Here is a 19,228-nt window from a genome sequence, read left to right on the forward strand (position 1 = left end):
CCCGGTATCACATTTCATTAACATTCTTTGTTGTCCGGGTTCACAAAATCCCTTTACGTTGTTGGGTTAAGGGAATAGAGAATTCTCAAAATATCATTAAAAAACAGTTTGTTATAAAATTCTGCGGCATGGGAAAATATGTTTTCTCCTCCATTGTTCGTAAAAAGAGAAATAAGCTGGCTGATTTCTCGCTATTCATGGCATAAATTTCTCCTTCTCGCTTTTTTCCGGGCAAAGAGTTGCAAGTTTTTTCTCCTTAACCCGCGCTATGATCTTCACACTCCAGGAAAAAGCAGTGAATAAGCCTGTGATGATTTGTTTTTTTGAAATATCAATCTGTATCAGAACAATAAACCCTACACACCAAGAGTGAGAATTTGTTATGGAAACAATCTCAGTTTCACCGACGCACACCTCGGCGGCGGCCGCACGAGCGGGCATGTCAGAAAGTGAATGGCAGGCAGCAATAAAGTTCGACAGTACCGACGTGGGTTGGGTCATCATGAGCATCGGGATGGCTATCGGCGCGGGCATCGTCTTTTTACCCGTGCAGGTAGGGCTGATGGGGCTGTGGGTCTTCCTGCTCTCCTCCATCGTTGGCTATCCGGCTATGTACCTGTTTCAGCGACTGTTTATCAACACCCTGGCCGAGTCGCCGGAGTGTAAAGACTACCCGAGCGTGATCAGCGGCTACCTGGGAAAAAACTGGGGGATTTTACTCGGCGCGCTCTACTTCATTATGTTGGTGATCTGGATGTTTGTTTACTCCACGGCCATCACCAACGACAGCGCTTCTTATTTGCATACCTTCGGCGTCACCGATGGTCTGCTGTCGGAAAACCCGTTCTATGGCCTGGTGCTGATCTGCGTGCTGGTGGCGATCTCTTCGCGTGGTGAGAAGCTGCTGTTTAAAGTTTCCAGCTTTATGGTGCTAACCAAGCTGTTAGTGGTGGCGGCACTGGGCGTGTCGATGGTGGGGATGTGGCACCTGTACAACGCCGGTACGCTACCGCCGATGGGCCTGCTGGTGAAAAACGCGATCATCACGCTGCCGTTTACGCTGACATCTATCCTGTTTATTCAGACGCTCAGCCCGATGGTTATCTCTTACCGCTCGAAGGAAAAATCCCGCGAAGTGGCGCGTCATAAAGCGCTGCGGGCGATGAACATTGCCTTCGGCATTCTGTTTGTCGTGGTCTTTTTCTATGCCGTGTCCTTCACGCTGGCAATGGGACACGACGAAGCGGTTAAAGCCTACGAGCAAAATATCTCCGCGTTGGCGATTGCCGCGCAGTTCATCAACGGTAGCACCGGTGCCTGGGTCACCGTGGTGAGCGTGATTCTCAACATTTTTGCGGTGATGACCGCGTTCTTTGGCGTCTACCTCGGCTTTCGCGAGGCAACGCAAGGGATCGTGATTAACCTGCTGCGTCGTAAAATGCCGATGGAAAAGATCAATGAGAAGCTGGTACAGCGTGGGATCATGATCTTCGCCATCCTGCTGGCCTGGAGCGCGATCGTGCTGAATGCGCCAGTGCTGAGCTTCACTTCCATTTGCAGCCCTATCTTCGGCATGGTGGGTTGTCTGATTCCTGCCTGGCTGGTTTACAAAGTTCCGGCGCTGCATAAATACAAAGGGGCCTCGCTGGTGATCATTATCATCACTGGCCTGCTGCTCTGCGTCTCTCCGTTCCTGGCATTCTCCTGATTTTGGATGGTTAAGATGGTTGAAGTAACGATGAATCCGCTGTGGGATACCCTGATTCAAGCGGTTAAACAAAATGTGAAGCCTGCGATGGGCTGTACCGAGCCGGTGTCGCTGGCTCTGGCCAGCGCGATTGCCGCCTCGCATCTGGCGGGAAGGGTGACTCATATTGACGCCAAAGTCTCTCCGAACCTGATGAAAAACGGCATGGGCGTTACCGTGCCGGGAACCGGCATGGTGGGGTTACCGATTGCCGCGGCGGTAGGTGCGTTAGGCGGCGATCCGCAGGCGGGGCTGGAGGTATTAAAAAGCGCCTCCGTTGAGGCCATCGCGGCCGGGAAAACGCTGCTGGCGAGCGGTAGGGTGTCGGTCTCGATTCAGGAACCGTGCGAGGATGTGTTGTATGCCAGCGCCACGGTGTATACCGACGCGGAGTCGGCCACGGTGACGATTGCAGGCGGTCATACCCGAGTGGTACGGATCGTCAAAAACGGCGTCACGCTGCTGGATGCCAGCGGCTGCGCCAGCGCCGGGGAAGAGCAATCCACCTCGTCGCTGGCGGAGGTCACGCTGGCGCAGGTGGTTGAGTTTGCTGAGCAGGTCCCGTTTGAAAAAATCAGTTTTATTCTCGACGCGGCGCTGCTCAATAGCGCGCTCTCCCATGAAGGGCTGCGTGCGCAGTATGGCCTGCATATTGGCGCGACGCTCCAGCGTCAGCGTGAACGCGGTCTGCTGGCCAAGGATCTGCTGTCCGACATTATGATCCGCACCTCGGCCGCATCTGACGCGCGTATGGGCGGAGCCTGCCTGCCGGCCATGAGCAATTCAGGCTCCGGTAACCAGGGCATCGCCGCCACCATGCCGGTGGTGGTGGTCGCTGAACATTTGGGCTGTTCGCAGGAAAAAATGGCGCGCGGGTTGATTCTCTCGCACCTGACGGCCATCTACATCCACCATCAGCTGCCGATGTTGTCCGCGCTCTGCGCCGCCACGACGGCATCGATGGGCGCGGCCGCGGGGATTTGCTGGCTGATTGACGGCAGCTATCGCACTATTTCAATGGCGATCAGCAGCATGATTGGCGATGTCAGCGGGATTATCTGCGATGGTGCGTCAAACAGCTGTGCGATGAAGGTATCGACCAGCGTATCGTCGGCGTGGAAAGCGGTGCTGATGGCGCTGGATGAAACCGCGGTCACCGGCAATGAGGGGATTGTGGCGCACGACGTCGAGCAGTCGATATCCAACCTCTGCGCGCTGGCCTGTCAGTCGATGCAGCAAACCGATCGGCAGGTGATTCAAATTATGGCCAGCAAGCTGAACTAGCCGTTTGCCCCGGTGCAGGCCGGGGCGTTTTCTCAGGCCGCTCGCTCTTCTGCCTGGCGGTTTTCCGCCTCGGCGACGATGGCTTCTAACTCGCTCAGCATCTCTTCAACGCCAAACTCTTTTGGCGCGCTAACCGGTTGAGACATGACGACGGCTTTCACCGTTTGCTGCTTTTTATGGTTTCGCTTACTCATTTGACTTCCGCTATCCTGAAAAAACTACACCGGTAAATCTATCAGCAAAGCGCGCAGAGGGGTATCGGCAACAAGTGTGATATTCGCTTCATCCCGAATAAAGGCGCCATCGCCACAGGTTAACGCCTGTTTCTCCGCGTCATGCGCCAGTGCGTGAACCGTACCGTGAATCGACTGCAGATAGGCGCGCGGCCCATGCAGTTGCAGATTCACCTGCTCGCCTTTTGCCAGTTCGATATGGTGTAGCCACACCTGCTGACGCAGCTGTAAGCTGTGCTGACTGCCGTCAGGAGAGGCTAACAGCTGGTGCGTCGCCTCTTTTAACTTCAGTTTCTGCACCCGCGCGTTTTCCCGTTCCGGGCAGGCGTCCAGCCAGATTTGCATCCGGGTCAACGACTTATCTTTACTCAGATTATGTTCGCTATAGCTCACGCCGGGCTGGGTAGCGATCAGCAGCGCCTCACCGGCTTTGGCCTGAATATGGTGGCCTTCGTTGTCGCGGTATTCGGCTTCGCCTTCCAGAATCAGGTTCAGAATATCGACTTTCGGATAGGTGCGTGGCTGGAAAGCCGCGCCGGGGGCGAGCACTTCCTGATTCAGCACGCGCAAAGAGGCATAGCCCAGCAGTTTCGGATCGAAGTAGTGCCCAAAAGAGAAGGTATAGCGGGCCTGTAGCCAACCGAAGTCTGCTTGTCCGCACTGTTTCGCTGTTCTTGTGGTAATCATCTTCTTGACCCTCCTTTACACTAAATCAATGGTAAAGGTATGGACGCTGCATTGTTAGCCAGATATTCTGCCCGGTATGTTCAAATTTCCTGAATGAGCACGCCATGGCTAAAGAAAGAGCACTGACGCTGGAAGCACTACGAGTAATGGACGCCATCGACCGACGTGGCAGCTTTGCTGCCGCGGCAGACGAGCTGGGCCGCGTGCCTTCGGCATTAAGCTACACCATGCAAAAGCTGGAAGAAGAGCTGGACGTGGTGTTATTTGACCGCTCAGGTCATCGAACAAAATTCACCAACGTTGGGCGCATGTTGCTGGAACGCGGCCGCGTGCTGCTGGAAGCGGCGGATAAGCTGACCACCGATGCCGAAGCGCTGGCGCGCGGCTGGGAAACGCACCTCACCATTGTGGCTGAAGCGTTGATCCCTACGCCAACCCTGTTCCCGCTAGTGGAGAAACTGGCGACCAAGTCGAACACCCAATTGTCGATTATCACCGAAGTGCTGGCGGGCGCCTGGGAGCGTCTGGAGCAGGGAAGGGCGGATATTGTCATCGCGCCGGATATGCATTTCCGCTCTTCGACGGAGATTAACTCGCGCAAGCTCTATTCGGTGATGAACGTTTACGTTGCGGCGCCGGACCATCCGATTCATCAGGAGGCCGAACCGCTGTCTGAGGTGACGCGCGTGAAGTATCGCGGCGTCGCGATTGCCGATACCGCGCGCGAGCGCCCGGTGCTGACGGTACAGCTGCTGGATAAGCAGCCGCGTCTGACGGTGACCTCGATGGAAGAAAAACGTCAGGCGTTGCTTGCCGGATTGGGCGTGGCGACCATGCCGTATCCGCTGGTTGAACAGGATATTGCCGAAGGGCGTTTGCGGGTGGTTAGCCCGGAGTACACCAGCGAGATTGACATCATTATGGCCTGGCGGCGCGACAGCATGGGCGAAGCGAAGTCCTGGTGCCTGCGTGAGATCCAAAAGCTGCTAACCGCGAAATAGAGTTGTAGGCCGGATAAGACGTTTACGCCGCCATCCGGCGATCGACGCCGAATAGCCTGATGGCGCTGCGCTTATCAGGCCTACAAAACCCCGAATTATGCCTGGCCGGGATCAGGAGAAGCGTTTCGGATCCGGTCCAAAACGGTTGTCGCCAGGCGTCCCGTTCTGACAGTTGAAGATCAGAATGACGATCCAGCCGATCACCGGAATGATCAGCAGTAACAGCCACCACGCCGACCGATCGGTGTCATGCAGACGGCGGAACTGTACTGCCCACCAGGGCAGGAAGACCAGAACACCATAAATGGTGGTGAGGATCCCTTCACCGCCAGCACGCTGCCAGCCAAGCATCTTATCCACCACGCCCAACACCAGCGTGAAAATGACGTTCACCAGCACGAACATCCAATACTCTTTGCGACGGGCGCGGCCGCCAAACCCAATGTAATTACGTAGAACCTTGAGATACCAATCCATTTTTTTGCCTCAGTTGACCATTAATCACTTGTTTTTAAAGCGATCAAGCTAAGGATAGACGTGAATGAAAACATGGTAAATATTGATGGCGTGAATTAATTGGGCATCGAGGACCGATGCCCGGTGTGCTTAACGGAAACGCTCGTCGCGGCCGTGCGGTTCATCCAGATCCTGCCACGGGCCTACCGAAATAATACCGGTCGGGTTGATGGTTTTGTGGCTGCGGAAATAGTGGTTGCGAATATGGCCAAAATCCACGGTTTCCGCGATGCCCGGCATCTGATAGATATCGCGCAGGAAGCCGTGCAGGTTCAGATAATCGCTGATGCGGTGTTTGTCGCACTTGAAGTGGGTGACGTACACCGGATCGAAGCGGATAAGCGTGGTCCACAGGCGGATATCAGCTTCAGTGAGCTGGTTGCCTGTCAGGTAGCGCTGCTGGCCGAGGATTTTCTCCAGACGGTCGAGCGAGACAAATACGTTTTCTACGGCTTCGTCATAGGCCGCCTGGCTGGTGGCAAAGCCCGCTTTGTAGACGCCGTTATTCACGGTGTCGTAGATCCAGCCGTTTAACTCGTCGATTTGCTCACGCAGCGCGGGAGGATAATAGTCGCCCGCTTTCGCGCCGAGCGCATCGAACGCGGTATTAAACATGCGGATGATTTCAGCGGATTCATTGCTGACGATGGTCTGGTTTTTCTTGTCCCACAGTACGGGGACGGTCACGCGGCCGGAATAGGTTGGATCGGCATGCTGATAGAGCTGGTACAGAAACTGATGCTGATAGAGCGTATCGCTGGTTGCCGCCGGAAAATCAGCGTCGAAAGTCCAGCCGTTTTCCAGCATCAGCGGGTGAACGACCGAAACGGAGATAAACGGCTCCAGCCCTTTCAGTTTACGCAGAATTAGTGTGCGGTGCGCCCACGGGCAGGCGAGAGAAACGTACAGATGATAGCGATCTTTTTCGGCTGCAAAGCCGCCGCTGCCGGTCGGGCCCGGTTCGCCGTCGGCGGTTAGCCAGTTGCGAAAGGCGGAGACTGAACGCTGGAAACGCCCGCCGGTGGATTTGGTGTCATACCAGGTATCCTGCCAGACGCCGTCGATTAATTGTCCCATCATGTTCTCCTTCAGATAGCAAAAGCGAGGAGATATCTCCTCGCTTTTTGTTCATTCAGTATAGTGCGCTTACCACTTTTTATTCAGTACACGGTCGATGCTGAATGCGCCCGGACCGGTGATACCCAGCAGCAGGTAGCCGCCAGCGATGGTCAGGTTTTTCATAAACATCAGCGAGTTCATGCCTTCAGCAAAGTTGCTGTGGAAGATGAACGCGGTCAGCAGGGTGAAGCCTGCGGTGAACAGCGCGGTGGTACGGGTCAGGAAACCGAACAGGATTGCCAGACCGCCGCCAAACTCAAGCAGGATGGTCAGCGGCAGCAGGAACCCTGGGACGCCCATCGCTTCCATGTACTGCTGTGTACCCGCATACCCGGTGATTTTGCCCCAGCCAGCTGTGATAAACAGAATTGGCATCAGAATACGAGCAACCAGGAAACCGATATCTTCTAATTTTTTCATCTTTCTCTCCAGAGAACCTTGCGGGTAGTTAAACCAATTTATTCAGCATTTACACGTCGATAGCGCGTTGCTGCTGTCGATGGAGAGAAATATAACTGCGACGTATGGCAATTGTTAGCAAGGAAAACTGTTGAACTTCTTCAAAGAATCTGAGCAATGAGGTCTGGCGGTGGAGGCGGTGACGGACAGAGGAGAGCAGGAATGCCTGTCCTGTGACAGCAAACGCTGACAGGATCGAAAGTATGAACAGCAGAAAAAGCCCGTATCTGCGTGCTGTCTACGGGGCTTTATGTTGTGAGAAAGCTGCCGAATCAGCCTGCTTTGCGCAGCAGGCTCTTTGCCATTCGCCAGGTGCTCCAGACGCCAATGCCGCGTCGCGCCCAGCGCACCAGGAAGCGAGGGTGGCGCAGCGACACCACGGCCATGGCGCTGCTGGCGACCATCACCCACGAGCGCAGACTGACGAGACGGCTCCAGCCGCGATCGTAAACCTTTGTGACATCCAGCCAGTCGCGGCGACCTGCGCTGAGATCCAGCCGCTGCTGCTGAATCTGGCGCAGCAGAAACGCTTTGCGCTGTTCCCGTTCCTGACGTGGGCTCATCATGGCTCTTCATCCTCAAGAAGGGCGCGGTCGTTGGCCAGCTCGTGGCGCGTATGTCGCAGTAACGTGGTACGTCGGGCCTTGCGAAGGGTCCAGATGCCGCCAATCAGCGCCAACAGCAGCAGCGTGCCGGTGGTGGCAATCATCACGTGTAAACGATACTGCGGGTCGACCGCCCACATAATCAACACCAGCAGGCTCATCAGGCCGAAAGCGGTAAACAGCAGGGTTAACCCTGCCATTAACAGCAGCTGGATGAGGTTGGCTTTCTCCTCTTCCAGCTCGACGACCACCAGGCGGAGTCGCGTTTCAACCATCTGAACCAGCAAGGTGAGAATGCGCTGACCAATGCCGAGGACGTTTTTCCCGGGGCCCTGCGCGTGCTGAGAATCACTCATGCTTAACGGCGCGTCAGCAGTACGCCCAGCACCAGGCCAACGGCGGCGCCAATGCCAACACCGGTCCACGGGTTTTCGCGGACGTAGCCGTCGGCTTTCGCCGCCGCTTCGCGGGTCTGCTTCGCAATGGCATCGCCCGTTTCGCCCAGACGGTCGCGGCTCTCTTTCAGCGCGCTTTCCGCTTTGCTGCGCAGTTTGCTCAACTCTTCTTTGGATTTATCGGTGGAAGCGTTCAGGACTTCTTCCAGAGTATCTGACAGGGCTTTCAGCTCTGCACGTAACTGATCTGAGGTTGAATCTTTAGCCATCGTCTCTCTCCTGTTGGGGTTCCACACACTCAATACGCGCGTGATTCCAGCGCGTTAAGTTCTTTTTTGGCTTCCTGCAGCTTATGCTCGCGTTTAGCCACTTTTTCCGCATCGCCGCTCTGCTTCGCGTCTCGCAGATCCTGCTCGCGCTCGCGAATTTCGTCCTTCTGCTCAGCGATCTTTTCCTGATGATCGGCGCGAAGCTTGCTATCAGTACAGTTGGCTTTCACCTCGCTCAGCGCCTTTTTAAGGCCGTTGATACGGTTCTGATTGTTATGCTTCTCGGCATAACCAATCTCACGCTGAATGTCCTGCTCTTTTTCCTGGCAGAGTGATGTTGCTGCTGCGCTCGCGCTAAGACAAGCGAGAGTAAGCGCAAGTACGATGCGGTATTTCATGTATTCATCTTCCATTTTGCACAGTACATCTGGAATGTACTTTTCCCAGTAGGTGAGTACCGAGACGGCACCCACAATACTAAGCATAGTAAGTAAAAGACTAAATCACCAAAGTAAGTGAAATTATTCAGATTCCTGGAAGTTTTTAGCCAAATCGATGTGAGGTATCACGCAGTCGTGACAGCCAGCTTTGCGGATCGTTGTCTTCATCCTGTAGAGCGACAACGTAGACGTGCGGTAGGGTGCTATCCAGCACGCGCTTCGCCGCTGCGCTTTGCTCGCTGGATTCAAAGGTAATCAACAGCGAGTCATTCTGCGGGGTAATGCTTTTAAAACGAATGCCGTTGGCATCCAGGTGGTGCGAGATGGAGAAACCATCAGGCATGCTGGCCTGGCTAATCGGGCGAATCGCGAGCGTGGACTCTTCACGCTGCAGCGCGGCCCACATCCAGAGCAGCATGCATAACATCAGCATGATGCTCAGGCTCAATGCAAACCGGCGAAGCTGAATGCGGTTTGACGCCATGCTTACCCTCGATTACCGTATTTTTTCTTCCACATCACGATTAACGAACCGCACAGACCGAAGACCAGTAGTACCACTGGCAGCAGCATCAGGCAGGACATTAGCGCATCTTCATATTTCTGGAAGACCGGCGTTTTGCCGAGCAGGAAACCCAGCGAGACCAGAATCAGTACCCACAGCAGGCCGCTCATCCAGTTAAAGAACTGGAAGCGCGCGTTGTTGAGCCCGGACAACCCGGCGATGGTCGGCAGCAGGGTGCGGACAAAAGCGATAAAGCGGCCAACCAGCAGGGCAGACAGACCATGCTTATGGAACAGATGGTGCGCGCGCTGGTGATAATGGGCGGGAAGATGCGATAGCCAGTTCTGGACGATACGCGTATTGCCTAGCCAGTTGCCCTGGATATAGCCAATCCAGCTGCCGAGGCTGGCGGCGACCGTCAGGAGAAATATCGTTTGCGGGAAGCCCATCGCGCCTTTGGCAATGAGTACGCCAACCAGCACCAGCAGGCTATCGCCCGGCAGGAAGGCGGCAGGCAGCAGCCCGTTTTCCAGAAACAGGATCATAAACAAGACAAAATAGAGCATGCCGATCATCGAGGGATTTGCGAGCGTCTCGAAATCCTGGCTCCATAAGGCATTTAACAGTTGGGTTAGTAGTTCCATTCATGATTCCTGGTACATCGATTAACGTAATGCCTGAACGCGCTGCGACGTCTTCTCTGTTTCTATTTTAATAGCATCGCGGTAAATACGCGCTGAACAGTCCCTGTTTTGGCGAAATAATCTTTTACTCAATGTCGAAACGACAAAATGCACGCAATTGTAACAAACGGCGTGGTTTCACGTCATAGAAATTGCAATTTGTTGCAGATTGATTTTGCGGTTTCGTGCGGAGAGAGGCTAGGGGATTTACAAAGGCTTACCCACACAGAAAGTCAGGCAAGCCTTGTCGAAAAAAAGAACGATTTATTTACCGCCGATGGCGACGGTATCGAGGTGAACGACCGGGTTTTCGGCGAACAGGTAACGGTCGGCGTTGAACTCGAAATCATCGCTGGTTTCGTTGAACAGCATCAGCTTGGTGTTTTCCAGATGCTGCCACATGGCAATCTTCGCCGCGTGCGGATCTTTGCGGATGAGCGCCTTGAGGATTTGGTCGTGATCGTCGCACCAGTTATCGACGGTTCGGGCGTCGATATGGTCGTGGAGTTTCTTCCAGTACGGGTTATGCACACGCTGGGTCCACATTTTTTCAACGATCGCGGCCAGCGCGGTGTTCTGCGTCGCCAGGGCGACCTGCACGTGGAACTGGAGATCCCACTCGGAGTCGCGGAAGCATTTCTCTTTGCGCGCTTTTTCCTGGATCTCCATCAGCTTCATGATGTCCTGCTTGGTGACTTGGGTGGCGGCAAATTCAGCGATGTTGCTCTCAATGAGCTGGCGCGCTTGCAGCAGCTCGAACGGCCCGTAGTTGGCGAACTCCAGGTTTTCGTCCGGCGCCTGATGATGCTTCGGCTGATTGGAGATAACGTGGATGCCGGAGCCTTTGCGAACTTCAACGTACCCTTCAACTTCGAGCATAATGATGGCTTCGCGCACCACGGTGCGGCTGACGCTTTTTTCATCGGCAATAAAGCGCTCAGCAGGCAGTTTATCGCCCACAAGGTAAACGCCTTGCTCAATGCGTTCTTTCAGCTCAGCGGCAAGTTGCTGATATAAGCGACGTGCGTCGGCGATTTCCATATACTCTCCAGGCAGGGTACGGCAGATTGAATTTGTTATACCACTTTTGCGAGCCACTCACCACAATTTGGCATGAAAAAAGCCGCCTGGATCAAGGCGGCTTGAGCGAAAACAAACTTCGGTCGCAGATTAGTTTTGCGTGGCCTGCTGGGCCGGACGATTCTGGCCGGATTGGCCATCGTCAGCCTGCTTGTTCTGCAGGACGGTCCAGATAACCAGCGCGCCTAACAGGTCAAAGATTGCCAGTACGGCGAACAGCGGGCTGAAGCCGATGGTATCAGCCAGCGCACCCACCACCAGGGCAAACATGGTGCTTGCCATCCACGCCGCCATACCGGTCAGACCGTTCGCGGTCGCCACTTCGTTACGACCGAAGACGTCAGAAGAGAGCGTAATCAGCGCGCCGGACAGAGACTGGTGAGCGAAGCCGCCGAGGCACAGCAGAGCAATCGCAATATATGGGCTGGTGAACAGGCCGATCATGCCAGGGCCAATCATCAGCAGTGCGCCCATGGTAACCACCATTTTACGGGACACAATCAGGTTCACGCCGAACCAGCGCTGGAACAGCGGCGGCAGGTAACCACCGATAACGCAGCCGAGGTCAGCAAACAGCATCGGCATCCACGCAAACATGGCGATTTCTTTCAGGTCGAAGCCGTACACTTTAAACATGAACAGCGGGATCCAGGCGTTGAAGGTACCCCATGCTGGTTCAGCCAGGAAACGCGGCAGGGCGATACCCCAGAAACGACGGGTCTGAATGATCTGCCACGGAGACATTTTCTTCGCGTTGTTGGTCTGGTGTGCCGCTTCCTGACCGCCAATGATGTACTCGCGCTCTTCATCAGTTAATTTTTTCTGATCGCGCGGGTGTTTGTAGAACACCAGCCAGCACATGGCCCAGATGAAGCTCAGCGCACCGGAGATGATGAACGCCATCTGCCAGCTGTGCATCACGATAGCCCATACCACCAGCGGCGGAGCAATCATGCCGCCGATAGAAGAACCGACGTTGAAATAGCCTACTGCGATAGAGCGCTCTTTCGCCGGGAACCACTCAGAGCTGGCCTTCAGGCCCGCAGGAATCATGGCTGCTTCTGCGGCACCGACCGCACCACGCGCCACGGCCAGACCGCCCCAGCTACCTGCCAGCGCGGTTGCGCCACAGAAGATAGCCCATGCGACGGCGAAGAAGGCGTAACCGATTTTGGTACCCAGGATATCCAGAACATAGCCGGCAACCGGCTGCATCACGGTGTAAGCTGCGGAGTAAGCAGCGATGATGTATGAATATTGTTGTGTGGAAATGTGCAGCTCAGCCATCAGCGTTGGCGCGGCTGCCGCCACGGTATTACGTGTCAGGTAACCCAGCACGGTGCCCATCGTCACCAGTGCAATCATGTACCAACGTAATCCTTTAATTTTACGCATGTAAACCTCATCGTGTTGTTATAAATGCGAGTCCTGCAGCCATCTTCCCGTTATGCCGGGGGATGTCATTCTCGAAGGGCTTACCGTGGAAGTGCTCCCCGGTACGGCCCGAACTTGCCAGTAAGTACGTGTGCTGAATTCGGTATCCGTACCGCTCAATCAGGTGTCAGTATCGACCATCGCAAATACATTCCGTCGTTCAATGTGTTTCGACGGGGGGCAAGATAACTTGTCATACAACTTTAAAAGGTGAATACCGTCACAAAAGAGGTATTTTCCATAGAGTTTAAGGGGTAGATAGGCCAGGCCAGGCGTGGCGCGGCTTGCAGGGGCGTTTTCGCGATTTTTCTGTCATTTTTTGTCAAGGTTTATTGATCTAACTCACGAAAAAATCTTCGGTTCGGAGAAATTGGTGTGATAACTTTGTCGGCATTACAGATAAACATCTGACCCACTCGTTGAGAGGAAGACGATAATGACCCCGTTTATGACTGAAGATTTCCTGTTAGACACCGAATTTGCTCGCCGTTTGTACCACGACTACGCAAAAGACCAGCCGATTTTCGACTATCACTGCCACCTGCCGCCGCAGCAGGTTGCGGAAGATTACCGTTTTAAAAACCTGTATGACATCTGGCTGAAAGGCGACCACTACAAGTGGCGCGCGATGCGTACCAACGGTGTCGCGGAACGCCTGTGTACCGGCGACGCGTCCGATCGCGAGAAGTTTGACGCGTGGGCGGCGACCGTACCGCACACTATCGGGAACCCGTTATACCACTGGACCCACCTGGAACTGCGTCGCCCGTTCGGTATCACAGGGAAACTGCTGTCTCCGACTACCGCAGATGAAATCTGGGATCAGTGCAATGAGCTGTTGGCGCAGGACAAATTCTCCGCGCGCGGCATCATGAAGCAGATGAACGTGAAAATGGCCGGCACCACCGATGATCCGATCGATTCTCTCGAACATCACGCCACCATTGCGAAAGACGGTTCTTTCGACGTGAAGGTACTGCCGAGCTGGCGCCCGGATAAAGCCTTCAACATTGAGCAGGCCACTTTCGCTGACTATATGGCTAAACTGGGCGAAGTGTCTGACACTGAAATCCGTCGTTTCGCCGACCTGCAAACCGCGCTGACCAAGCGTCTGGATCACTTCGCCGCGCACGGCTGTAAAGTGTCCGACCACGCGCTGGACGTTGTCCTGTTTGCGGAATCCAACGAAGCGGAGCTGGACAGCATCCTGGCGCGTCGCCTGGCGGGTGAAACCCTCAGCGAGCACGAAGTTGCGCAGTTCAAAACCGCCGTGCTGGTGTTCCTCGGCGCTGAATACGCACGTCGCGAATGGGTACAGCAGTACCACATCGGCGCGCTGCGTAATAACAACCTGCGTCAGTTCAAACTGCTGGGCGCGGATGTCGGCTTCGACTCCATCAACGACCGTCCGATGGCGGAAGAGCTCTCCAAACTGCTGAGCAAACAGAACGAACAGAATCTGCTGCCGAAAACCATCCTGTACTGCCTGAACCCGCGCGATAACGAAGTGCTGGGCACAATGATCGGTAACTTCCAGGGCGAAGGTATGCCGGGCAAGATGCAGTTCGGTTCCGGCTGGTGGTTCAACGATCAGAAAGACGGCATGGAACGTCAGATGACTCAGCTGGCACAGCTGGGCCTGCTGAGCCGCTTCGTCGGTATGCTGACCGACAGCCGTAGCTTCCTGTCTTACACCCGTCACGAATACTTCCGCCGTATTCTGTGCCAGATGATTGGCCGTTGGGTTGCCGCGGGCGAAGCGCCTGCTGACATCCAGCTGCTGGGTGAGATGGTGAAAAACATTTGCTTTAACAATGCGCGTGACTACTTCGGCATTGAACTGAACTAAGGTCTGGGTGAAGGTATGCAATACATCAAGATCCATGCGCTGGATAACGTCGCGGTAGCGCTCGCTGATTTGGCTGAAGGAACCGAAGTCACCGTTGAAGGGCAGACAGTAACCCTGCGCCAGGCGGTCTCTCGTGGCCATAAATTCGCTTTACGCGATATCGCGAAAGGTGAAAACGTCATTAAATACGGTTTGCCAATCGGTCATACGCTGGTGGACGTGGCGGCGGGTGAGCATATTCACGCTCACAACACGCGCACGAATCTGAGCGACCTGGACACGTATAGCTACCACCCTGATTTCCAGGCGGAAGTTGCCCAAGCGGCCGATCGCGACGTGCAGATTTACCGCCGCGCGAACGGTGATGTAGGGGTGCGTAACGAACTGTGGATCCTGCCGACAGTTGGCTGCGTCAACGCGATGGCACGCCAGATGCAGAATCGTTTTCTGAAAGAGACGAATGACGCCGAAGGTATCGACGGCGTGCATCTCTTCAGCCACACTTACGGCTGCTCACAGCTGGGTGATGACCACATCAACACCCGCACCATGCTGCAAAACATGGTGCGCCATCCGAATGCGGGTGCCGTGCTGGTGGTGGGCCTGGGCTGCGAAAACAACCAGGTTGATGCGTTCCGCGAAACCCTTGGTGAGTTCGATCCTGAACGCGTTCACTTTATGGTCTGCCAACACCAGGAAGACGAAGTGGAAGCGGGGATCGAACATCTCCATCAGCTGTACAACGTGATGCGTAACGACAAACGCGAGCCGGGCAAACTGAGCGAGCTGAAGTTTGGTCTGGAGTGCGGCGGGTCCGATGGCCTGTCCGGCATTACCGCCAACCCGATGCTGGGACGTTTCTCCGACTACGTGATTGCCAATGGCGGTACCACGGTACTGACCGAAGTGCCGGAAATGTTTGGCGCAGAGCAATTGCTGATGGATCACTGCCGCGATGAAGAAACGTTCGGCAAGCTGGTGACCATGGTCAATGACTTCAAGCAGTACTTCATTGCCCACGACCAGCCGATCTACGAGAACCCATCGCCGGGCAACAAAGCGGGCGGTATTACCACGCTGGAAGACAAATCACTCGGCTGTACTCAGAAAGCGGGTTCCAGCAAGGTGGTTGATGTTCTGCGTTACGGCCAACGCCTGAAAACGCCGGGTCTGAACCTGCTGAGCGCGCCGGGTAACGACGCGGTGGCGACCAGTGCCTTAGCGGGCGCGGGCTGTCATATGGTGCTGTTCAGTACCGGTCGCGGTACGCCTTACGGCGGTTTTGTGCCGACGGTGAAAATTGCCACTAACAGCGAACTGGCGGAGAAGAAGAAACACTGGATCGACTTCAACGCGGGCCAGCTAATTCACGGTAAAGCGATGCCACAACTGCTGGAAGAGTTTGTTGACGTTATCGTCGATTTCGCTAACGGCAAGCAGACCTGCAACGAGCGCAATGACTTCCGCGAACTGGCTATCTTTAAGAGCGGCGTCACATTGTAATAAAAATGTGATCTGATACGATAAAACGGCGTTTCATCTTCTGAAGCGCCGTTTTTTTATGCATGCTTAACAGGGATCCCCTTCCATGACTGCGTATTGGCTTGCCCAGGGCGTGGGCGTTCTGGCGTTTTTAATCGGTATCACCACCTTTATCAACCGCGACGAACGACGCTTCAAGTTTCAGCTTTCACTCTACAGCGCCACTATCGGCGTGCACTTCTTTCTGATGGGCGCGTTTCCCGCGGGGATGAGCGCTGAACTCAACGTCATCCGTACCCTCATTTCGGTCTATACGCGCCGTATTTGGGTGATGTTTGTGTTTATCGCGCTGACCCTCATCCTCGGCCTCAGCAAATTGCAGCATGCGATGGAGCTGCTGCCGATTGCCGGGACCGTCGCCAGTACCTGGGCGCTGTTTCGCTGTAAAGGGCTGACGGTACGCTGCGTGATGTGGTGTTCAACCGCCTGCTGGGTGATTCACAACTTCTGGCTTGGCTCGATTGGCGGCACGTTGATTGAGGGGAGTTTTCTGGTGATGAACGGCCTGAATATCATTCGTTTCTGGCGCATGCAGCGTAAAGGTATCGACCCGTTCAAGGTGGAAAAGAAAGTACAGGAAGAAAACCCCTCCACCTGACGGCGGAGGGGCGATGGGATTAGCTACGGAGCGCGTTTTTCTCCAGGCGAGCATCTTCTGCCTGGCAGGCTGCCGCGGTGAACAGAACGTCGGTCGACGAGTTCAGCGCGGTTTCGCATGAATCCTGCAATACGCCGATAATAAAGCCCACGGCCACGACCTGCATGGCGACATCGTTAGGGATACCGAACATGTTGCAGGCCAGTGGGATCAGCAGCAGTGAGCCGCCCGCCACGCCGGAAGCCCCGCAGGCACACAGAGAAGCCACCACGCTTAACAACAGTGCGGTCGGTAAATCGACCGGAATACCCAGCGTGTTGACCGCCGCCAGCGTCAGCACGGTGATGGTGATCGCCGCACCGGCCATGTTGATGGTCGCCCCCAGCGGAATAGAGACCGAGTAGGTATCTTTGTCCAGATTCAGCTTTTCACACAGCGCCATGTTCACCGGAATGTTGGCCGCTGAACTGCGGGTGAAGAAGGCGTAGACGCCGCTTTCGCGCAGGCAGGCCATCACCAGCGGGTACGGGTTACGGCGAATTTTCCAGTACACCAGCAGCGGGTTGATCACCAGCGCCACCAGCAGCATACAGCCAATCAACACCAGCAACAGCTGCGCATAGCCCCACAGGGTGCTAAAGCCGGTGGTCGCCAGCGTGGAAGAGACCAGACCGAAGATACCCAGCGGCGCGAAGCGGATCACCAGTTTCACCATAAAGGTCACGGCATTAGAGATGTCGTTGATCAGATTCTTAGTGGTCTCATTGCCGTGGCGCAGCGCAAAGCCCAGGCCAACCGCCCACACCAGAATACCGATGTAGTTGGCGTTCAGCAGCGCATTCACCGGGTTGGAAACCATGCTCATCAGAAGGCCGCGCAGCACCTCGACGATACCGGAAGGTGGCGCAATATCTTCTGCCGCCGCGCTTAAATGCAGCGTGGACGGGAACAGGAAGCTAAACAGTACAGCGGTCAGTGCCGCGGCAAATGTGCCCAGCAGATAGAGGAACAGGATGGGGCGAATATTGGTTTTTTGGCCCTGTTGATGGTTGGCGATGGAGGCCATCACCAGCATTAAGACCAGTACCGGCGCGACGGCCTTCAGTGCGCCAACGAACAGCGTGCCAAGCAGGCCAGCGGCAATGGCGGCCGGTTTGGAGACTACGGCCAGGATAATACCCAGGATCAGCCCAACCAGGATCTGTTTCACCAGACTTCCCTGAGTCAGAATACGGAGAAAACCGGATGATGCGGAAGGTTTCGTCATCATTGCATTCCTTAAAGTGATGAGTTGTGTCTTTCCAGTGACGTATTATTTGTTACGTTTATGTCTGGATGTAAAAATATGTTTGCTCGATCGAGTATAAGGAAAGTCTTCGTTTGGGGAAGCATAAAATGCTGAAATTTACGCCACACGTCATATTATTTAACTAATAATTTACAACGTGTGACGACAATCAAAAGATGGAGCGGCCCGGGTAAGGCGTTTACGCCAGCCCCGGGCGGTAAGGGGCGAGTCCCGGCGTTGTTTTCCTCGGCCGGGAAAAATTTACATTTTCTTTTCTTTTAGATCGTGACGGTGATTTACCCAGGCGTTGATGAGCAGCGTCAATGTCAGAATCCCACCGACGACGCCCAGCGAGACCGAGATAGGGATATGGTAGAAATCGACGATCAACATCTTAATGCCGATAAACACCAGAATCACCGACAGGCCGTATTTCAGCATCGAGAAGCGCTCCGCCACGCCTGCCAGCAGGAAGTACATCGCGCGCAGGCCGAGGATGGCGAACAGGTTAGACGTCAGTACGATAAACGGGTCGGTAGTGACCGCAAAGATAGCCGGGATACTGTCGACCGCGAAGATCACATCGCTCAGTTCTACCAGAATCAGCACCAGCAGCAGCGGCGTGGCGAACAGTACGCCGTTTTTACGCGTGAAGAAGTGCTCGTTCTCGATCTTGTCGGTCATGCGTAGGTGGCTGCGCAGCCAGCGTACCAGCGGTTTATCGCCGATCCCGCCTTCATCTTCTTTCGCCAGCGCCATCTTGATGCCGGTAAACAGCAGAAACGCGCCGAAAACGTACAGCAGCCATTCAAACTGGGAGATCAGCCAGCTACCGGCGAAGATCATGATGGTACGCAGTACGATCGCGCCCAGAACGCCGTACACCAGCACTCGACGCTGCAACGCGGCGGGCACCGAGAAGTAGCTGAAAAGCATCAGCCAGACGAAGACGTTATCTACCGCCAGCGATTTCTCGATCAGGTAGCCAGTGAGGAACGCCAGCGCCTGAGGGTCGGCCACCGCGCGGCCCTGAGTCTGGACCAGATACCACCAGAACGCGGCGTTAAACAGTAATGAGAGGGTGACCCAGACCAGCGACCAGCTTGCCGCCTGCTTCATGGACATGGTGTGAGCGCCGCGACGCCCCTGTAAAAACAGGTCGATGGCCAACATGATAACCACGACGACAGCGAATCCGCCCCAGAGCAACGGTGTGCCGACAGTATTCATAGAAATTTCCTTACGCATAAAAAAACGGCTAACGTCAGAAGACGATAGCCGTTGCTTTTTATGCATAGACCTCGCCTTCCGGCAAGGTCTCACTTACAACAAAAAAAGAATGCGCTGACGCATTCCTTTTTCGTTGCCCGGCGACCGGATACGTTTTCACGTATCGTAATGACGATCCACCGACAAGGAAGTTACTCCCCTTTGCAGGTAACAAAATATGACAGGCCATTGATTTCGTCAATGGCCGACAATATCCGTTTACGT

At 54.9% G+C, this 19,228-nt stretch carries 21 protein-coding genes; 6 read left to right on the forward strand and 15 right to left on the reverse strand.

Features of this window, described 5'->3' with window-relative positions:
* The first annotated feature begins 382 nt into the window (after nucleotides 1-382).
* On the forward strand, nucleotides 383-1,708 hold the full coding sequence (locus GY169_RS03375) for an amino acid permease (RefSeq protein WP_163447836.1): 1,326 nt from the start codon (nucleotides 383-385) through the stop codon (nucleotides 1,706-1,708).
* Nucleotides 1,709-1,723: 15 nt separating this feature from the next.
* Nucleotides 1,724-3,031, forward strand: coding sequence for a serine dehydratase subunit alpha family protein (locus GY169_RS03380; RefSeq protein ID WP_167574980.1), 1,308 nt, complete (start codon nucleotides 1,724-1,726; stop codon nucleotides 3,029-3,031).
* A 32-nt stretch (nucleotides 3,032-3,063) separates the two neighbouring features.
* On the opposite strand, the gene GY169_RS03385 is transcribed toward GY169_RS03380, so the two are convergent.
* A complete protein-coding gene (locus GY169_RS03385; RefSeq protein WP_163447838.1) occupies nucleotides 3,064-3,225 on the reverse strand; it encodes a hypothetical protein in 162 nt (53 codons plus the stop codon).
* A gap of 24 nt (nucleotides 3,226-3,249) precedes the next feature.
* Nucleotides 3,250-3,951, reverse strand: coding sequence for a pirin family protein (locus GY169_RS03390; protein ID WP_163447839.1), 702 nt, complete (start codon nucleotides 3,949-3,951; stop codon nucleotides 3,250-3,252).
* Between the two features lie 104 nt (nucleotides 3,952-4,055).
* Here GY169_RS03390 and GY169_RS03395 point away from each other — a divergent pair, with 104 nt between their 5' ends.
* A complete protein-coding gene (locus GY169_RS03395) occupies nucleotides 4,056-4,952 on the forward strand; it encodes a LysR family transcriptional regulator (RefSeq protein WP_065356113.1) in 897 nt (298 codons plus the stop codon).
* 111 nt (nucleotides 4,953-5,063) lie between these two features.
* Here the strand turns inward: GY169_RS03395 and GY169_RS03400 are convergent, their stop codons facing one another.
* The 11 genes from GY169_RS03400 to GY169_RS03450 all read right to left on the reverse strand — a co-directional run bounded on the left by GY169_RS03400 (nucleotide 5,064) and on the right by GY169_RS03450 (nucleotide 12,418).
* On the reverse strand, nucleotides 5,064-5,429 hold the full coding sequence (locus GY169_RS03400; protein ID WP_064542103.1) for a DUF805 domain-containing protein: 366 nt from the start codon (nucleotides 5,427-5,429) through the stop codon (nucleotides 5,064-5,066).
* A gap of 129 nt (nucleotides 5,430-5,558) precedes the next feature.
* The gene (locus GY169_RS03405; RefSeq protein WP_167577237.1) at nucleotides 5,559-6,545 is read right to left on the reverse strand and encodes a glutathione S-transferase family protein; all 987 of its coding nucleotides are present in this window, start codon (nucleotides 6,543-6,545) and stop codon (nucleotides 5,559-5,561) included.
* A gap of 69 nt (nucleotides 6,546-6,614) precedes the next feature.
* The gene (locus GY169_RS03410) at nucleotides 6,615-7,007 is read right to left on the reverse strand and encodes a DoxX family protein (RefSeq protein ID WP_064542109.1); all 393 of its coding nucleotides are present in this window, start codon (nucleotides 7,005-7,007) and stop codon (nucleotides 6,615-6,617) included.
* 311 nt (nucleotides 7,008-7,318) lie between these two features.
* Nucleotides 7,319-7,609: a YqjK-like family protein gene (locus tag GY169_RS03415; protein WP_167577238.1), complete on the reverse strand. Its 291-nt coding sequence runs from the start codon at nucleotides 7,607-7,609 to the stop codon at nucleotides 7,319-7,321.
* Nucleotides 7,609-8,007: a phage holin family protein gene (locus GY169_RS03420; protein WP_163447840.1), complete on the reverse strand. Its 399-nt coding sequence runs from the start codon at nucleotides 8,005-8,007 to the stop codon at nucleotides 7,609-7,611. Before GY169_RS03420 ends, GY169_RS03415 begins: the two co-directional genes overlap by 1 nt.
* A gap of 2 nt (nucleotides 8,008-8,009) precedes the next feature.
* On the reverse strand, nucleotides 8,010-8,315 hold the full coding sequence (locus GY169_RS03425) for a YqjD family protein (RefSeq protein WP_064542116.1): 306 nt from the start codon (nucleotides 8,313-8,315) through the stop codon (nucleotides 8,010-8,012).
* 29 nt (nucleotides 8,316-8,344) lie between these two features.
* Nucleotides 8,345-8,713, reverse strand: a complete 369-nt coding sequence (locus GY169_RS03430) for a DUF1090 domain-containing protein (protein WP_167574981.1) — start codon at nucleotides 8,711-8,713, stop codon at nucleotides 8,345-8,347.
* 145 nt (nucleotides 8,714-8,858) lie between these two features.
* Nucleotides 8,859-9,239: an EnvZ/OmpR regulon moderator MzrA gene (mzrA, locus tag GY169_RS03435; RefSeq protein WP_167574982.1), complete on the reverse strand. Its 381-nt coding sequence runs from the start codon at nucleotides 9,237-9,239 to the stop codon at nucleotides 8,859-8,861.
* Between the two features lie 2 nt (nucleotides 9,240-9,241).
* Nucleotides 9,242-9,904 carry a DedA family general envelope maintenance protein YqjA gene (yqjA, locus tag GY169_RS03440; RefSeq protein WP_064542121.1) on the reverse strand — a complete coding sequence of 221 codons (663 nt, stop codon included), beginning with the start codon at nucleotides 9,902-9,904 and terminating at the stop codon, nucleotides 9,242-9,244.
* A gap of 303 nt (nucleotides 9,905-10,207) precedes the next feature.
* Nucleotides 10,208-10,984: a transcriptional regulator ExuR gene (gene exuR, locus GY169_RS03445; protein WP_163447842.1), complete on the reverse strand. Its 777-nt coding sequence runs from the start codon at nucleotides 10,982-10,984 to the stop codon at nucleotides 10,208-10,210.
* A gap of 129 nt (nucleotides 10,985-11,113) precedes the next feature.
* Nucleotides 11,114-12,418 carry an MFS transporter gene (locus GY169_RS03450; RefSeq protein WP_064542128.1) on the reverse strand — a complete coding sequence of 435 codons (1,305 nt, stop codon included), beginning with the start codon at nucleotides 12,416-12,418 and terminating at the stop codon, nucleotides 11,114-11,116.
* A gap of 475 nt (nucleotides 12,419-12,893) precedes the next feature.
* Between GY169_RS03450 and uxaC the strand changes: the two genes are divergently transcribed.
* The 3 genes from uxaC to GY169_RS03465 all read left to right on the forward strand — a co-directional run bounded on the left by uxaC (nucleotide 12,894) and on the right by GY169_RS03465 (nucleotide 16,446).
* Nucleotides 12,894-14,306: a glucuronate isomerase gene (gene uxaC, locus GY169_RS03455; RefSeq protein ID WP_163447844.1), complete on the forward strand. Its 1,413-nt coding sequence runs from the start codon at nucleotides 12,894-12,896 to the stop codon at nucleotides 14,304-14,306.
* Nucleotides 14,307-14,321: 15 nt separating this feature from the next.
* Nucleotides 14,322-15,809, forward strand: coding sequence for a UxaA family hydrolase (locus GY169_RS03460; protein WP_167574983.1), 1,488 nt, complete (start codon nucleotides 14,322-14,324; stop codon nucleotides 15,807-15,809).
* 85 nt (nucleotides 15,810-15,894) lie between these two features.
* Nucleotides 15,895-16,446, forward strand: coding sequence for a YgjV family protein (locus tag GY169_RS03465; protein ID WP_163447845.1), 552 nt, complete (start codon nucleotides 15,895-15,897; stop codon nucleotides 16,444-16,446).
* Nucleotides 16,447-16,465: 19 nt separating this feature from the next.
* Here GY169_RS03465 and sstT read toward each other — a convergent pair whose 3' ends face one another.
* Together sstT and GY169_RS03475 are read right to left on the reverse strand one after the other, a co-directional pair.
* On the reverse strand, nucleotides 16,466-17,713 hold the full coding sequence (gene sstT, locus GY169_RS03470; RefSeq protein ID WP_411908118.1) for a serine/threonine transporter SstT: 1,248 nt from the start codon (nucleotides 17,711-17,713) through the stop codon (nucleotides 16,466-16,468).
* Between the two features lie 282 nt (nucleotides 17,714-17,995).
* The gene (locus GY169_RS03475; protein ID WP_163447847.1) at nucleotides 17,996-18,964 is read right to left on the reverse strand and encodes a TerC family protein; all 969 of its coding nucleotides are present in this window, start codon (nucleotides 18,962-18,964) and stop codon (nucleotides 17,996-17,998) included.
* Between the last annotated feature and the right edge of the window lie 264 nt (nucleotides 18,965-19,228).

The sequence above is a fragment of the Kluyvera genomosp. 3 genome, assembly GCF_011765685.1.
Taxonomy (GTDB): domain Bacteria; phylum Pseudomonadota; class Gammaproteobacteria; order Enterobacterales; family Enterobacteriaceae; genus Kluyvera; species Kluyvera georgiana_A.

Coding starts and splice junctions, on each gene's coding strand:
- GY169_RS03375 (WP_163447836.1), top strand. CDS start 383: ATGGAAACAATCTCAGTTTCACCGACGCACACCTCGGCGGCGGCCGCA.
- GY169_RS03380 (WP_167574980.1), top strand. CDS start 1,724: ATGGTTGAAGTAACGATGAATCCGCTGTGGGATACCCTGATTCAAGCG.
- GY169_RS03385 (WP_163447838.1), bottom strand. CDS start 3,225: ATGAGTAAGCGAAACCATAAAAAGCAGCAAACGGTGAAAGCCGTCGTC.
- GY169_RS03390 (WP_163447839.1), bottom strand. CDS start 3,951: ATGATTACCACAAGAACAGCGAAACAGTGCGGACAAGCAGACTTCGGT.
- GY169_RS03395 (WP_065356113.1), top strand. CDS start 4,056: ATGGCTAAAGAAAGAGCACTGACGCTGGAAGCACTACGAGTAATGGAC.
- GY169_RS03400 (WP_064542103.1), bottom strand. CDS start 5,429: ATGGATTGGTATCTCAAGGTTCTACGTAATTACATTGGGTTTGGCGGC.
- GY169_RS03405 (WP_167577237.1), bottom strand. CDS start 6,545: ATGGGACAATTAATCGACGGCGTCTGGCAGGATACCTGGTATGACACC.
- GY169_RS03410 (WP_064542109.1), bottom strand. CDS start 7,007: ATGAAAAAATTAGAAGATATCGGTTTCCTGGTTGCTCGTATTCTGATG.
- GY169_RS03415 (WP_167577238.1), bottom strand. CDS start 7,609: ATGAGCCCACGTCAGGAACGGGAACAGCGCAAAGCGTTTCTGCTGCGC.
- GY169_RS03420 (WP_163447840.1), bottom strand. CDS start 8,007: ATGAGTGATTCTCAGCACGCGCAGGGCCCCGGGAAAAACGTCCTCGGC.
- GY169_RS03425 (WP_064542116.1), bottom strand. CDS start 8,315: ATGGCTAAAGATTCAACCTCAGATCAGTTACGTGCAGAGCTGAAAGCC.
- GY169_RS03430 (WP_167574981.1), bottom strand. CDS start 8,713: ATGAAATACCGCATCGTACTTGCGCTTACTCTCGCTTGTCTTAGCGCG.
- mzrA (WP_167574982.1), bottom strand. CDS start 9,239: ATGGCGTCAAACCGCATTCAGCTTCGCCGGTTTGCATTGAGCCTGAGC.
- yqjA (WP_064542121.1), bottom strand. CDS start 9,904: ATGGAACTACTAACCCAACTGTTAAATGCCTTATGGAGCCAGGATTTC.
- exuR (WP_163447842.1), bottom strand. CDS start 10,984: ATGGAAATCGCCGACGCACGTCGCTTATATCAGCAACTTGCCGCTGAG.
- GY169_RS03450 (WP_064542128.1), bottom strand. CDS start 12,418: ATGCGTAAAATTAAAGGATTACGTTGGTACATGATTGCACTGGTGACG.
- uxaC (WP_163447844.1), top strand. CDS start 12,894: ATGACCCCGTTTATGACTGAAGATTTCCTGTTAGACACCGAATTTGCT.
- GY169_RS03460 (WP_167574983.1), top strand. CDS start 14,322: ATGCAATACATCAAGATCCATGCGCTGGATAACGTCGCGGTAGCGCTC.
- GY169_RS03465 (WP_163447845.1), top strand. CDS start 15,895: ATGACTGCGTATTGGCTTGCCCAGGGCGTGGGCGTTCTGGCGTTTTTA.
- sstT (WP_411908118.1), bottom strand. CDS start 17,713: ATGACGAAACCTTCCGCATCATCCGGTTTTCTCCGTATTCTGACTCAG.
- GY169_RS03475 (WP_163447847.1), bottom strand. CDS start 18,964: ATGAATACTGTCGGCACACCGTTGCTCTGGGGCGGATTCGCTGTCGTC.